The sequence below is a fragment of the Paenibacillus sp. FSL L8-0641 genome (genome assembly GCF_038006265.1).
GTDB lineage: Bacteria > Bacillota > Bacilli > Paenibacillales > Paenibacillaceae > Paenibacillus > Paenibacillus polymyxa_D.
Genome location: NZ_JBBOUW010000001.1, coordinates 955,001 through 969,095 on the forward strand (window position 1 = coordinate 955,001; position 14,095 = coordinate 969,095).

General features: G+C 47.8%; 12 protein-coding genes, 2 rRNA genes and 1 riboswitch (1 of these 15 only partly in view). Of the genes, 12 read left to right on the forward strand and 2 right to left on the reverse strand.

Annotated features, from left to right (window positions below; translation table 11 throughout):
• The 5 genes from MKY16_RS04230 to MKY16_RS04250 form a co-directional block, all read left to right on the forward strand.
• Positions 1-1,991: ribosomal RNA gene (locus MKY16_RS04230) — 23S ribosomal RNA — on the forward strand; it begins 936 nt to the left of the window's first position.
• A 150-nt stretch (positions 1,992-2,141) separates the two neighbouring features.
• Positions 2,142-2,258 (forward strand): 5S ribosomal RNA (gene rrf, locus MKY16_RS04235).
• A 212-nt stretch (positions 2,259-2,470) separates the two neighbouring features.
• The gene (locus MKY16_RS04240) at positions 2,471-3,463 is read left to right on the forward strand and encodes a ketoacyl-ACP synthase III (protein ID WP_029516043.1); all 993 of its coding nucleotides are present in this window, start codon (positions 2,471-2,473) and stop codon (positions 3,461-3,463) included.
• Between the two features lie 128 nt (positions 3,464-3,591).
• The gene (locus MKY16_RS04245) at positions 3,592-5,727 is read left to right on the forward strand and encodes a DNA topoisomerase III (RefSeq protein ID WP_340954258.1); all 2,136 of its coding nucleotides are present in this window, start codon (positions 3,592-3,594) and stop codon (positions 5,725-5,727) included.
• A gap of 98 nt (positions 5,728-5,825) precedes the next feature.
• Positions 5,826-5,963, forward strand: coding sequence for a hypothetical protein (locus MKY16_RS04250; protein WP_016819760.1), 138 nt, complete (start codon positions 5,826-5,828; stop codon positions 5,961-5,963).
• Positions 5,964-6,143: 180 nt separating this feature from the next.
• Here MKY16_RS04250 and MKY16_RS04255 read toward each other — a convergent pair whose 3' ends face one another.
• Together MKY16_RS04255 and MKY16_RS04260 are read right to left on the reverse strand one after the other, a co-directional pair.
• Positions 6,144-7,304 (reverse strand): type II asparaginase, encoded by a 1,161-nt coding sequence (locus tag MKY16_RS04255; RefSeq protein WP_165150835.1) that lies wholly within the window; start codon positions 7,302-7,304, stop codon positions 6,144-6,146.
• A 416-nt stretch (positions 7,305-7,720) separates the two neighbouring features.
• Positions 7,721-7,849: a DUF4023 family protein gene (locus MKY16_RS04260; RefSeq protein WP_013369463.1), complete on the reverse strand. Its 129-nt coding sequence runs from the start codon at positions 7,847-7,849 to the stop codon at positions 7,721-7,723.
• A 193-nt stretch (positions 7,850-8,042) separates the two neighbouring features.
• On the opposite strand from MKY16_RS04260, the gene MKY16_RS04265 reads away from it, so the two are divergent.
• The 7 genes from MKY16_RS04265 to MKY16_RS04295 all read left to right on the forward strand — a co-directional run bounded on the left by MKY16_RS04265 (position 8,043) and on the right by MKY16_RS04295 (position 14,051).
• Positions 8,043-8,306 (forward strand): DUF1294 domain-containing protein, encoded by a 264-nt coding sequence (locus tag MKY16_RS04265; RefSeq protein WP_025719814.1) that lies wholly within the window; start codon positions 8,043-8,045, stop codon positions 8,304-8,306.
• Positions 8,307-8,453: 147 nt separating this feature from the next.
• Positions 8,454-8,888 (forward strand): universal stress protein, encoded by a 435-nt coding sequence (locus tag MKY16_RS04270; protein WP_029516040.1) that lies wholly within the window; start codon positions 8,454-8,456, stop codon positions 8,886-8,888.
• Between the two features lie 350 nt (positions 8,889-9,238).
• Positions 9,239-9,340, forward strand: a riboswitch (purine riboswitch).
• A gap of 148 nt (positions 9,341-9,488) precedes the next feature.
• Positions 9,489-9,974, forward strand: a complete 486-nt coding sequence (gene purE / locus MKY16_RS04275; RefSeq protein ID WP_014279837.1) for a 5-(carboxyamino)imidazole ribonucleotide mutase — start codon at positions 9,489-9,491, stop codon at positions 9,972-9,974.
• Positions 9,971-11,146 carry a 5-(carboxyamino)imidazole ribonucleotide synthase gene (gene purK / locus MKY16_RS04280; RefSeq protein WP_165150836.1) on the forward strand — a complete coding sequence of 392 codons (1,176 nt, stop codon included), beginning with the start codon at positions 9,971-9,973 and terminating at the stop codon, positions 11,144-11,146. The genes purE and purK overlap by 4 nt, the downstream gene beginning before the upstream one ends.
• Before the next feature lie 2 nt (positions 11,147-11,148).
• Positions 11,149-12,447, forward strand: a complete 1,299-nt coding sequence (gene purB, locus MKY16_RS04285) for an adenylosuccinate lyase (RefSeq protein WP_340884366.1) — start codon at positions 11,149-11,151, stop codon at positions 12,445-12,447.
• A gap of 16 nt (positions 12,448-12,463) precedes the next feature.
• Complete coding sequence (locus MKY16_RS04290) at positions 12,464-12,928, forward strand: hypothetical protein (protein ID WP_340954262.1); 465 nt, start codon at positions 12,464-12,466, stop codon at positions 12,926-12,928.
• A 241-nt stretch (positions 12,929-13,169) separates the two neighbouring features.
• Positions 13,170-14,051 (forward strand): phosphoribosylaminoimidazolesuccinocarboxamide synthase, encoded by an 882-nt coding sequence (locus MKY16_RS04295; protein ID WP_322252437.1) that lies wholly within the window; start codon positions 13,170-13,172, stop codon positions 14,049-14,051.
• Positions 14,052-14,095: the final 44 nt, after the last annotated feature.

Here is a 14,095-nt window from a genome sequence, read left to right on the forward strand (position 1 = left end):
CAAGGGTTACCAAGCTCAGTCAAACTCCGAATGCCATAGATTTAGTTCCGGGAGTCAGACAGTGAGTGCTAAGATCCATTGTCGAAAGGGAAACAGCCCAGACCATCAGCTAAGGTCCCCAAGTGTGTGTTAAGTGGGAAAGGATGTGGAGTTGCACAGACAACCAGGATGTTGGCTTAGAAGCAGCCACCATTGAAAGAGTGCGTAATAGCTCACTGGTCGAGTGACTCTGCGCCGAAAATGTAACGGGGCTAAACACACCACCGAAGCTATGGCTTGATGCTTGCATCAGGGGTAGGGGAGCGTTGAATGCGGGTTGAAGGTGTACCGTAAGGAGCGCTGGACTGCATTCAAGTGAGAATGCCGGTATGAGTAACGAAAAGATCTGTGAGAATCAGATCCGCCGAAAGCCTAAGGGTTCCTGAGGAAGGTTCGTCCGCTCAGGGTAAGTCGGGACCTAAGGCGAGGCCGATAGGCGTAGTCGAAGGACAACAGGTCGAAATTCCTGTACCACCGTAATCCGCTATGAGCGATGGGGTGACGCAGTAGGGTAGTGACGCGGACTGATGGATGTCCGTCTAAGCAGTGAGGCTGATGTGTAGGCAAATCCGCACATCGTAAGGCTGGGCTGTGATGGGGAGCGAAAATTGTAGTAGCGAAGGTCATGATCTCAGACTGCCAAGAAAAGCCTCTAGCCAGGAGAAGGTGCCCGTACCGCAAACCGACACAGGTAGGCGAGAAGAGAATTCTAAGGCGCGCGGAAGAACTCTCGTTAAGGAACTCGGCAAAATGACCCCGTAACTTCGGGAGAAGGGGTGCCTCGGTAGGGTGAATAGCCCGAGGGGGCCGCAGTGAAAAGGCCCAAGCGACTGTTTAGCAAAAACACAGGTCTGTGCGAAGCCGCAAGGCGAAGTATACGGGCTGACGCCTGCCCGGTGCTGGAAGGTTAAGGGGAGTGGTAAGCCCTTCGGGGCGAAGCTATGAACCGAAGCCCCAGTAAACGGCGGCCGTAACTATAACGGTCCTAAGGTAGCGAAATTCCTTGTCAGGTAAATTCTGACCCGCACGAATGGCGTAACGACTTGGGCGCTGTCTCAACGAGAGATCCGGTGAAATTTTAATACCTGTGAAGATGCAGGTTACCCGCGACAAGACGGAAAGACCCCATGGAGCTTTACTGCAGCTTGATATTGAATTTGGGTACGATCTGTACAGGATAGGTGGGAGCCGTAGAACTTTGAGCGCCAGCTTGAAGGGAGGCATCCTTGGGATACCACCCTGATCGTATCTAGGTTCTAACTTGGTACCGTGAACCGGTGCGAGGACAGTGTCAGGTGGGCAGTTTGACTGGGGCGGTCGCCTCCTAAAGAGTAACGGAGGCGCCCCAAGGTTCCCTCAGAATGGTTGGAAATCATTCGAAGAGTGCAAAGGCAGAAGGGAGCTTGACTGCGAGACCTACAAGTCGAGCAGGGACGAAAGTCGGGCTTAGTGATCCGGTGGTACCGCATGGAAGGGCCATCGCTCAACGGATAAAAGCTACCCTGGGGATAACAGGCTTATCTCCCCCAAGAGTCCACATCGACGGGGAGGTTTGGCACCTCGATGTCGGCTCATCGCATCCTGGGGCTGAAGTAGGTCCCAAGGGTTGGGCTGTTCGCCCATTAAAGCGGTACGCGAGCTGGGTTCAGAACGTCGTGAGACAGTTCGGTCCCTATCTGTCGTGGGCGTAGGAAATTTGAGAGGAGCTGTCCTTAGTACGAGAGGACCGGGATGGACGTACCGCTGGTGTACCAGTTGTTCCGCCAGGAGCACCGCTGGGTAGCTATGTACGGAAGGGATAAGCGCTGAAAGCATCTAAGCGTGAAGCCCCCCTCAAGATGAGATTTCCCAGTATGTAAGACCCCTTGAAGACGACGAGGTAGATAGGTTGGGGGTGGAAGTGCAGTAATGCATGGAGCTGACCAATACTAATCGGTCGAGGGCTTATCCTAAGATAAAACGCAATAAGTTTCGGATCCAGTTTTCAGGGTGTAACCTTGAAGGTATGTACAAGTGACATACAACAAATGCATGGCTATTCGTTCACACGATATGTCGTGAAGTGAATAACCGTACGATAGAATTTGCATAGCAAATTCATGTTTGGTGGCGATAGCGGAGGGGTTCCACACGTACCCATCCCGAACACGACCGTTAAGCCCTCCAGCGCCGATGGTACTTGGACCGCAGGGTCCTGGGAGAGTAGGACGTCGCCAAGCAACAAGCAAAAGAGACTATGATCTTCATAAGATCATGGTCTTTTTTTGCGTTAAAAGGCAGTGGGATTTTATTTAAATTGAGCTTGTTATAAGTTTAACTGGATAAGTGGATATTAACTAGTAATAAGAAGACGGTTTTAAAATAATTTAGTACCAGGTATTAGTATCTGGTGTTATAATGTGAATAAGGATTACAAAGGAGAGTGATCAGATTGTTGAATTCAAAAGCTAAGCTTACGGCCTTTGGCACTTATGTACCTGAACGGATTTTGACGAACGCTGACTTGGAGAAGCTTGTGGATACCAGTAACGAGTGGATTGTACAGAGAACGGGTATGCATGAAAGACGCATTGCGGCTGAAGATCAATATGTATCTGATTTATGCATACAAGCTATTACACGTATGATTAACCTGTATGACGTAAATATAAACGATGTTGAGATGATCATTGTAGCGACGAGTACACCTGATTACTACTTTCCGAGCACGGCTTCACGTATTCAGGCTCATTTTGATATTCCGAATACAGGGTCAATGGATATTAGTGCAGCATGTGCAGGTTTTTCCTATGGACTTCATTTGGCAAATGGCCTTATTACGGGTGGTCTGCATCGTAAGGTGCTAGTAGTGGGAGCCGAAACGTTGTCCAAAATTACAGATTATACGGATCGGACGACGTGTATACTTTTTGGAGATGGTGCAGGGGTTGCGCTTGTTGAATATGACGAGGATGAAGGATCATTTTTAACTTCAGATATAGGTACTTATGGGCATGGGGGAGCACATCTTTACCGAGTGGGATTATCTGATCATTTGGATGGAGAGAAGCTGCAAGACCATGGATTTATTGCTCAAAATGGACGTGAGGTTTATAAATGGGCTGTTCGCTCTGTTCCAACGGGAATCGAACGATTATTGGATAAGGCAAATATGCAGAAAGAGGATCTTGACTGGTTTGTACCTCATAGTGCTAATTTGAGAATGATCGAGTCCATATGTGAAAGAAGTACAGTACCTTTGGAAAAAACGCTGACAAGCGTAGAATTGTATGGCAATACATCGGCGGCATCCATCCCGTTGGCTTTGCAGTGTGGTTTGGATGATGGACGTTTACGGTATGGACAACATGTGTTGTTATATGGATTTGGGGGAGGACTTACCTATGCAGGTCTGCTATTAAAATGGAGTGTGCCTGATTTGTAAGCTGGTCCTAAGCGGTGTAAAGCAATTGCAATAGTATGTACGAACATGTTAATAAGAGCCGTTGCATTAGAATTTATCGGATCATGGCAGGATGGTATAATTAACACTATGAGAGAAAGGAGCGTAACATGAAGGTATTGGTATTAGCAGAAAAACCATCCGTGGCCAGAGAGATAGCACGTGTGATGGGTAGCCGCGAGAAGCATAAAAGTTATATAGAAGGACCCCAGTACGTAGTGACGTGGGCACTGGGACATTTGGTCGGCTTAGCAGAGCCGGAGGATTACGATTCTAAGTATGCGACTTGGAATTTGGAGGATCTGCCTATTCTTCCGAAGAGTTCAAAGTTAAAGGTACTGCGTGAAAGTAATCATCAGTTCAAAGCTGTGCAGCAACTCATGAAGCGGCAGGACATTGGAGAGCTTATCGTGGCAACAGATGCTGCTCGCGAAGGAGAATTGTTGGCACGCTGGATCATTCAAATGGCAAACTGGAAAAAGCCCTTCCGACGCTTATGGATCTCCTCACAGACAGACAAGGCGATTAAGGCAGGTTTCGCAAAGCTATTGCCTGGTCAGCAGTTTGATCGTTTATATGAATCGGCTCGCTGTAGAGCTGAAGCAGACTGGATGATTGGTCTCAATGTAACTCGCGCGTTGACTTGTCGTTATAACGCCCAACTTTCGGCTGGAAGAGTGCAGACACCAACGCTGGGGATGATTATGGAGCGTGAGAAAGAAATTACCGAATTCCGTTCTCAGGAATATGATACTTTGACGGCGGACTTCGGCGATTTTCAGGCAACTTGGCGGGCAGAAAACGGGGATTCACGCATGTTTGACCGTACTCAAGCAGAGACTTTGCGCCGTAGGCTTGAGGGGGCCAAAGGCACAGTTGCCAGTGTTAAAAAGAGCGAAAAGAACGAGCCTCACCCGCTGGCGTATGATTTAACGGAGCTGCAAAGAGATGCTAACCAACGTTACGGCTTTTCGGCCAAACAGACGTCCAATCTGCTTCAGCGTCTGTATGAGCAGCATAAGCTGGTGACCTATCCACGTACGGACAGCCGTTATCTGACATCCGATATGGTGGATACCCTTAAGGAAAGGCTCAGTAGTGTAGCAGTAGGTCCGTATGCTTCCTTGGCACGCCCGCTATTGCGTAACAACCTGCCGATCACAAAGCGAATTGTGGATGACAGTAAAGTTACGGATCATCATGCGATTATTCCTACTGAGCAGACATTATTACTTAATCAGTTAAGCCCGGAAGAACGTAAGCTGTATGATCTGATTGCACGACGGTTTATCAGTCTATTCTATCCACCTGCACGTTATGATGCTGTAGCCGTATCAGTTACGGTGGAGCAGGAGACGTTTCACGTAAAAGGCACAACGGTAAAAGATAGCGGATGGCGTGCTGTATATGACGCGAACCATTATGATATGGATGATGAAGAAGCAGAGGATCGGGAAAACAATGGACGGGGCGTTATTTTACCTGAGCTGCAAAAAGGAGATTCCGTCCGGTTACAGCGTTGTCTTGTACGAGCTGGGCGAACGATGCCGCCGAAGCGGTATACGGAAGCAGCCCTGCTCGCTCAGATGGAAAAGCATGGACTGGGTACTCCTGCTACTCGTGCCGATCTGATTGAAAAGCTTGTCAGCTCGGATACGATTGAGCGTCAGGGGAACGTGATGCATCCAACCGGGAAAGGTAAGCAACTGATTGAACTGGCAGCTCCACAGCTTCGAACGCCTGAGCTGACGGCACGTTGGGAAGCGGAGCTGGAACGGATTGCTCGTGGTCAAGGACAACCGGAACCGTTTTTGAATTCTATTCGTGCTATGGCGAAAGAACTGGTTTCCACTGTGAAAAATAGCAGTGCGGAGTACAAGCCTCATAATGTGACGAATAGTCATTGTCCAGATTGTGGTACAAAGCTATTGGAGAAGAAGGGCAAGAAAGGTAAGTTCCTTGTATGTCCAAGTGCGGATTGCGGTTACCGTCGTTCAGGGGAAAAACGTTTGTCCAATCGACGTTGCCCGCAGTGTCATAAGAAAATGGAAATGAAAGAGGGCAAAGCAGGATTGTATGTAAGATGCCTGCCCTGCGGAATTACCGAGACGTTGGATAAGGACAAGCAACGGGTAAACAAACGGGAACAGCAAAAGCTAGTAAGACAATTTGAAAAGCAGGAATCTTTTGGCTCCAGTTTGGGTGATTTGCTAAAAGCAGCGATGGAACAAAAGCAGGGCAAATAACGGATGACCAAAAGTGCTGCAGTCAACATAATCAGTAGGTGCATGTCGGTATAAAAACGATCACTCCTTGGCATGGTAATCCGAGGAGGTGAGTATTTATGCCCAAACATAAACCGCTTAAAATCAATAATCAGCAAAATAAATCAAGCATACTGGAGGAGGAAATTGCTGCTCATCCAGAGAAGCAAGCGAAATATCCTCCAAGCTTGAATGGGATTCCCAAACAGCAGTCTTGATGCTGCGTGGGAGGGACGATGGATTACTGTATAGAACCAAGACGATTGGATATTAGATGAAGTAGTTATTAATGCTAGACTTGTCTTGCAAAAAAAGCAGCAGTTACGGTGATCAACCGTAATCGCTGCTTCTTTTTCATAATAAGGATGTTGTATTTATTTGATTTGGGATAAATGTTCTTAGTATTCATTAAAGAAGGATTGAATTTGGTTAACATCGTGTGTTTGGGTCAAAGCAAGCATGAGCAAAATCCGTGCTTTTTGCGGATTGAGTGAATCGGTCGATACAAAGTTCGATGCCGCGTCTTTTGTTGACGGTGATACCACTCCACTTCCCACGCGGCTGGAGCGGGCAATGATTATTCCTTTTTTACCTGCGGCCTCTGCGCCTTCTGAGGAGGTCTTGGACAAGGAACCATTACCGGAACCAGCTACGACAATACCCTTGGCACCAGCTGCTACGGCTGCATCATACAGATAGCGACCATTGTTTTGATATTCGTATAAAATATCTACTTGTGGCAGTTGAGTCAGGTTAGAGATGTCGAATACAGAAGAAGTCGTATGCTTGTGTGTGGATTTGTTGTAGTAGTACACTTGATCGCCCACAACAGCTCCAAGGTATCCCTGCTCCACAGATTTGAACGTATCGACTGCTGTTGTGTTCGTTTTGGTGATGTATCTTGCTGCACCGATACGGTCGTTCAGCAGGACGAGTACGCCCTGACCTTTAGAGGCCGAAGCCCCGGCGACTTTCACTGCATTATAGAGGTTGAAGGGACCATCGGCACTGATGGCAGTAGCTGGACGCATGGAGCCAACGACAACTACTGGCTTATCGCTTTTGATAACAAGATTGAGGAAATAAGCTGTTTCTTCTAATGTATCTGTACCATGTGTAATGACAATGCCATCTACATCGTCTTTGGCAAGCAGTTCATTGGTGCGCTTGGCAAGTTTTAAGAGGATCTCATTATTAACATCGGGGCTACCTACATTAACAACTTGCTCACCACTGACATTTGCAATACTTTTCATCTCAGGAACGGCATTGATTAGAGTTTCCACTCCCAACGCGCCTGCTTTGTAGCCGGTTGTATCCGTGTTGACGGCAGATGATCCTGCAATGGTCCCTCCCGTGGCAAGTATTTTAATATTGGGTAAATGATTGGTTTGTGGTTTTTCGGATTTGTCCGAAGTTATAGTGGTAGAAGTAGGTGCAGTTGTGCTGGTTGTAGCTGCTGCCGCAGCGTTGGCGGTAAATCCACCACTCCATAAGGTACCTCCGAGAATAAAGCTGGCCAACAGGGGAATCATCGTCATTTTTTTCATGTTAGTCATATAAAGCTCCTCTCCAATCTTAAACCTCAAATATGATGATAGATTAACTGACAAATATTTTGTCGGATTAAGTTAATATCACGAATTATAGAGTGTAAAAATGTTTTTAGTCAATATCTATGTTAGAAAATATAACTTTAAAACCAATCCATTATCAATGTAACCGCCTTATTATTGTATGGTGGGTGTATGTAGTAAGATGAACAGTCGGTTGTTTAAGGTAAAGACCACGGCTGAATAAAAAATGTTTGCAAAAACAAAACAACAAGCAGAAATCTCATAAGGAGTCTGCTTGTTGTTTTTGTTGAAAGGTGAACAACTGAGTTTACCTTTAACTTCATTCAATGAGAACGACAAGGTAAAGTTGATATTTTACGTTAATAACATGGTTCTACAGCTGAATACAGATCCCATGATCAGGGGTTTTTGCTATGCTGTTTTGTCGGCAGGCTGGCGCTGGGAGTTCCTTTTCCTTGTTTACGGTTGCGTTCTGCCTTTTTAGCATTTTCTCGCAGCTTTTCAACGTATTCATGGGTGCTTTCCATTGCAGTTCCTCCTTTAAGACGAAATAGATGCACTCGGGGATCGCCCTTATGCCACCTTACTATTTCCGCAAAAACGCTATCCAAGTCAAGGGAGGCGTTGTTTCTGTAAAAGGGGTGGGGTTATAATGAGGGGAGAACGATATATAAGGCCTAATACCTGAACTTGGTACGGTGTGCAAAAGGGGGAGAGACATTGCAGACAGGCTTGTTGGTATGGCTGCTGTTTATCAATGCAGTAGGCTATCTGGTAATGTCGGAAGATAAAAAGAGAGCACGTAAACATCGTGATCGTGTACCTGAACGGACGTTGTTTTTCCTGGCCCTGATCGGGGGAGCCTTAGGCGTGCTAATAGCCATGTACCGTAAACGCCATAAAACACGGCATATGAGTTTCAGATTAGGTATTCCGGCGTTGCTATTCATGAACGCATTGTTGTATGGTTATTTTTTAAGGTAAGGCGAGGAGTTTAGCTTCTCATAGGGAAGTTTAATGATGAGTGAGAAGACTATTCCAGCCATCCAGTGATGTCATGGAATGAACAACAACAGGAGTACATATTTCAGGCTTTGAATCAACAAACCGAATGAGGAAGAGGTGCGTATTATGCTATTTTCAAAAGTATTGCTTGCTTATGACGGTTCGGATGCATCCAACAAGGCTTTGCTGAAGGCAGCCGAATTAGTCAAGACATCATCGTCCTCGCAGCTTGAGGTGGTAACCGCATTTGATTTTCCACGGATTTTTATGGGCGAAGGTTTGGCGCCAATTCCGGCTTCGATAAATAAAGAATATTACGATTTGGCCGAACAAACTACCGAAGAAGTTAAAAAGCGGCTTGCTGAGCAAGGTGTAGATGCCAAGGTGGAGCTCATTCAAGGTTCACCAGCCGAAGTCATTTTGGATTATGCCAATGAGAATGGCTTCGATGTGATTGTGATCGGTAGCCGCGGTTTAGGTGGTATCCGTGAATTTGTATTGGGTAGCGTAAGCCACAATGTGGTGCAGCATGCGCGTATTCCTGTGCTGGTCGTAAAATAACTGAATAAGAAAGTAAAAGTCGGTTTACTGCCTGTATAGGGAGTGCCGACTTTTATTTTTGTCAGTGGAATGCGGTACGCTCGCTGTTATCAGGATAGGTAATAGATAGCTAAACGTAATACAATAGTCCTGACCTGTGGGTATATAAGGGTGTTGATTTTGTTAAACACGAACATTCTATTGCATGATTATTGTAATGTTCGTTTTCAAGTTGACATAAGGTGTAGGGAATTGTTAAACTAGGAAGTGTATTGTCGATAAAAAATGAACTTTAGGTACAATTTAATAAGGTACACATGTTTGAGCCGAAACAGACCGCGATCATACTTGTAAAGAATATCGTCGGGTATGGAATAGGCACAATGCTAACTCGTATAATGCCGGGGATATGGCCCGGAAGTTTCTACCTGGAAACCTTAAATTTCCGGACTACGGGAGACATACGGCTGAAGCCGCATTGGATGCGGTGGAAGAGGCTTGCTTTTGGCTTGCCTTTAAGAGGCTCTGTCGTTTGTTTTTTCGTAGTCCGGTGTCTTGAAAATAACGTTATTTTCGAGTGCCGGATTTTTGGCGCTTATTGATAAACAGGGAGTGAAGGACATGTCAGTGCAGGTCGCTGTCATTATGGGCAGCACATCAGACTGGGACACCATGCAGCATGCATGTGCTGTGCTGGACGAGCTTGAAATCGGATATGAGAAAAAGGTAGTTTCAGCCCATCGTACACCGGATTTAATGTTTCGTTTTGCAGAAGAGGCCGCCGGGCGTGGATTAAAGGTCATTATTGCTGGAGCGGGTGGGGCAGCGCATTTGCCAGGGATGGTGGCTGCGAAGACATCCTTGCCAGTCATTGGTGTGCCTGTCCAGTCGAAGGCTCTGAATGGTCTAGACTCCTTGCTCTCCATTGTGCAGATGCCGGGTGGTATTCCGGTTGCCACTGTGGCAATCGGTAAGGCAGGCGCTACGAATGCAGGGCTGCTGGCCGCACAAATATTAGGCGCTTTTGACGAAAAGATAAGTCAGCGGGTTGTGGCAAGACGCGACCGTATCCGTGATGAGGTGCTGGAAGGCAGTGACTCACTATGAATGAGGCATGTGAATCTGCAGGTCGCATCCGTCCTCCAGGTACAACGATTGGACTTCTAGGAGGCGGACAGCTGGGCAGAATGCTTGTGCTAGCAGGGACAAACCTAGGATATCGTTTTGTGACGCTGGACCCTGCACCTGATAGCCCGTGTGGACAGGTGTCAGAACAAATCCGTGCTGCCTATGATGATGAGCTTGCGGCCAGAGAGTTGGCTGGTCGGTGCGATGTGATCACGTATGAGTTTGAAAATGTGGACGCAGATGTGGCTGCACTTTTGGAACAGGAATCCAGCGTGCCGCAAGGCAGCAGTCTTTTGTACACAACACAGCATCGTCTTCGTGAAAAGCGTTCTATTGAAGCTGCTGGTGTCCCTGTCGCTCCGTATCGTGAAATTAGTAGTCCTGCGGATATGGCCCAAGCGGTAGCTGAACTGGGTGTACCGTGTGTGCTCAAGACAGCAGTCGGTGGTTATGATGGCAAGGGACAAGTGGTCATTCGCCAACCGGAGGAAGCCTTAGCTGCCTACGAACAATTGGCAGGAGACGGTGCGGAACTGGTATTGGAACAGTTCATTCGTTTTCGCTGCGAAATCTCGGTGATTGTAGCTCGCAGCACGAACGGTGAAGCTAAAGCCTTTCCACCTGCGGAAAACATTCACGTGAACAACATTTTGCACACGTCGATTGTACCTGCGCGCGTGCCAGAACCTGTTCAGGAGGAAGCGCGAAAGTTAGCGCTGGCTGTGGCAGAGTCGCTGGGTGCGGTGGGACTGCTCGCTGTGGAGATGTTTGTCACCGAAGACGGACAATTGTACGTTAATGAGTTGGCACCACGACCGCATAACTCCGGTCATTACACGATGGAGGCATGCGCCACGTCGCAATTCGAGCAGCACATACGTGCGATTTGCGGTTTACCCTTGGGCAGCACGAAGCTGCTGACTTCCGTCGTGATGGTCAATGTGCTAGGTGAGCATTTGGAGGATGTGGTTCGGCGGTTTGTGCAATCGGATGTTGAAGCTGAAAGGTTGGATGTTGTACCCAAGCTGCATTTGTATGGAAAAAGTGAAGCCAAGCCAGGCCGAAAGATGGGACATATTAATCTACTGTGCCAGGATGCGGAACAAGCGCTGGAATGGATTGAACAAACCAATATTTGGGGGGATAAATAGTCATGATCGAACGCTATAGCAGACCGGAAATGAGAGCGATTTGGACGGAAGAAAATAAATTTAAAGCGTGGCTGGAAGTAGAGCTGTGTGCCTGTGAAGCTTGGGCGGAATTAGGGGTTATTCCAAAAGAGGATACTGTGGCTCTACGTAAGAATGCAAGTTTTGATATTGAACGGATATATGAAATTGAGCAGGAGACAAGACATGATGTTATTGCTTTTACTCGCACGGTGTCTGAAAGTCTTGGAGATGAGCGCAAATGGGTACATTACGGTCTAACCTCTACAGACGTAGTTGATACGGCACTGGGCTACCTGTTAAAGCAGGCGAATGAAATCCTGGAACGCGATATCTTGAATTTTATTGAAATTTTGAAGGAAAAGGCATTGGCTTACAAGCATACACCAATGATGGGACGTACACATGGAGTGCATGCCGAGCCGACCACATTCGGACTGAAGATGGGATTGTGGTACGAGGAAATGAAGCGCAATCTGGAACGCTTTCGTTTTGCCGCTGACCAAGTACAATACGGTAAAATGTCCGGTGCAGTTGGGACATACGCCAACATTGACCCGTCTGTAGAAGAATTTGTATGCCGCAAGCTGGGTACCAAGCCTGCACCGATTTCTACACAGACGCTACAGCGCGACCGTCATGCCGAATACATGGCAACGTTAGCGTTGATCGCCACATCGTTGGACAAATTTGCTACAGAAGTCCGTGCTCTGCAAAAGAGTGAATTCCGTGAGGTGGAGGAAGCCTTTGCCAAGGGTCAAAAAGGATCTTCCGCGATGCCGCATAAACGCAATCCGATCGGAAGTGAAAACATCTCCGGTCTGGCACGTGTGATTCGCGGGCATATGGTATCGGCGTATGAGAACGTAACCCTATGGCATGAACGCGACATTTCGCATTCTTCCGTAGAACGCATTATTCTGCCGGATGCCACGATGCTGTTGAACTACATGCTGAACCGCTTTGGCAATATCGTGAAAAATCTGACGGTCTTCCCTGAAAATATGAAGCGCAATATGGCGCGTACGTACGGCGTACCGTTCTCCGGTCGTATTATGACGAAGCTGATCGATAAAGGTTTTAGTCGTGAAAAAGCCTACGATACCGTGCAGCCGCGTGCTATGCAGGCGTGGGAAGAGCAACGCCAGTTCCGCGATATCGTCGAGGCCACCCCGGAAATTACTGCCGTGCTCAGCGCAGACGAAATCGAGGATGCTTTTAACCCAGCCTGGCATCTGAAGAACGTGGATACGATCTTCAAAAAGCTGGGATTAGGGGAGTAGGAGGGAAGGTTGCTGCGTGGTGAGGCCGCTCCGCAAACGGATCATTCTTCCGATTGCTGTTGCCCCTGGATTCCTGAATTGGAAAACCTGCAAAGGTTGGAATCCAGAGGCAAAGGCAAGCGCTAACGCTTCTCCAGAACGATTCCGTCCGCCCCGCTGCTTCCAGCACCAACCTTCGTGTGGGAGCAGAACTTGGGAAGGTGCGGCACATAAGATGCCGCACCACCCCAAGAGCGATGGAAAAGCGTGTTCCACTGCTTTTGCTATCGCTGAGCAACGTTCTCGGGAGGGCTGCCGAATTTGCGCAGCAAACAGCCCGCTGCCCTCCCGAGAACGCGCAGGCTCAAGAAGTGAAGCCTTGAGCCACCGTATCCGTGCGCAGCGTAACACATGCGCACAACTGGGTGAAGCCCAATGCTCGCTGCACGGCATGCCGTGCTACGGCCACGGGCCGAATGGTATTGCGGCGGCATACGCGTAAAAACGTTATTTTGTACCGACGTAAAAGCGTTGCTGGATGAAAGCTTGTGCCAACAAGCCTTCATCCGGCGAAACGCGCTCATACCACTCGAGTCACATAATAAACGCCCTCACCCGGCTCACCAGCCAACCTTGCGGGAGTCCCGAGGGCAGCAGCCCTGGGGGTTCTCCCTGAGGGGAGGATTTAGGAGGGGCAAAGGTTGATTTAGGAGGGGCAACTTCTATGAAAGAGGTGTAATGAAATGTCATTGTCTACTGCCGAAGGTCTGATCCATGCGCCGCTCTTGTACAAAGGCAAGGTGCGTGAACTGTATGATCTCGGAGAACATTTTCTGATTGTCGTGACAGACCGAATTTCGGCTTTTGATTATGTGTTAGAGCCACCCGTGCCCGAAAAGGGAAATGTGCTGAATAAGCTCAGCGCTTTCTGGTTTGAGCAGACGAAAGACTTGTTGGAAAACCATGTCGTGCACACTGATGTGAACAAGCTCGGGCATGTGATCGACGAACAGAATAAAGAGTTGCTGAAGGACCGGATCATGGTCACGCTGAAGGCTGAACGCATCGACATTGAGTGTGTGGTGCGCGGATATATTACCGGAGGCGGCTGGCGTCAGTATGAGCAGAACGGTGAGGTGAACGGCATTCCATTGCCAGAGGGGCTACGTAAAAATGAGCGCTTTCCCAAGCCTTTATTTACACCAGCTGCAAAAAATGATGTTGGACACGACGAGGACATTTCCCTTCACCAAATGAAAGAACTGGTCGGGGTTGAACTAACAGGTGAGCTTGAGGAAAAGAGTTTGGCGTTGTACGAATTTGCACGTGCTTTCTGCGAAAAGCGGGGGATTATTTTAGCCGATTGCAAGTTTGAGTTTGGTCTTGTTAACGGGAAGGTTATTTTGATTGACGAAATTTTCACTCCGGACTCATCCCGATTCTGGGCACAGGAAAAGTATGAGCTGGATGTGGAAATTGACAGCATGGACAAGGAGCCGGTACGAAGTTATTTGGCATCATCCGGTTGGGACAAGAACAGCAAGCCCGATCCGTTGCCGGCTGAGGTCGTAAAAGAAACAACTGCAAGATATACGGATATTTGGCGGCGTCTGACGGCACAGTAAATAGTAATCATAATTAAACCAATAGGATTCACTCATTCGGAGGA

Excerpts from the sequence above, each read along its gene's own strand:
- MKY16_RS04245 (WP_340954258.1), top strand. The coding sequence starts at position 3,592 with ATGAAGGTATTGGTATTAGCAGAAAAACCATCCGTGGCCAGAGAGATA.
- MKY16_RS04260 (WP_013369463.1), bottom strand. The coding sequence starts at position 7,849 with ATGGAAAGCACCCATGAATACGTTGAAAAGCTGCGAGAAAATGCTAAA.
- MKY16_RS04255 (WP_165150835.1), bottom strand. The coding sequence starts at position 7,304 with ATGACTAACATGAAAAAAATGACGATGATTCCCCTGTTGGCCAGCTTT.
- MKY16_RS04295 (WP_322252437.1), top strand. The coding sequence starts at position 13,170 with ATGTCATTGTCTACTGCCGAAGGTCTGATCCATGCGCCGCTCTTGTAC.
- purE (WP_014279837.1), top strand. The coding sequence starts at position 9,489 with ATGTCAGTGCAGGTCGCTGTCATTATGGGCAGCACATCAGACTGGGAC.
- MKY16_RS04250 (WP_016819760.1), top strand. The coding sequence starts at position 5,826 with ATGCCCAAACATAAACCGCTTAAAATCAATAATCAGCAAAATAAATCA.
- purB (WP_340884366.1), top strand. The coding sequence starts at position 11,149 with ATGATCGAACGCTATAGCAGACCGGAAATGAGAGCGATTTGGACGGAA.
- MKY16_RS04270 (WP_029516040.1), top strand. The coding sequence starts at position 8,454 with ATGCTATTTTCAAAAGTATTGCTTGCTTATGACGGTTCGGATGCATCC.
- purK (WP_165150836.1), top strand. The coding sequence starts at position 9,971 with ATGAATGAGGCATGTGAATCTGCAGGTCGCATCCGTCCTCCAGGTACA.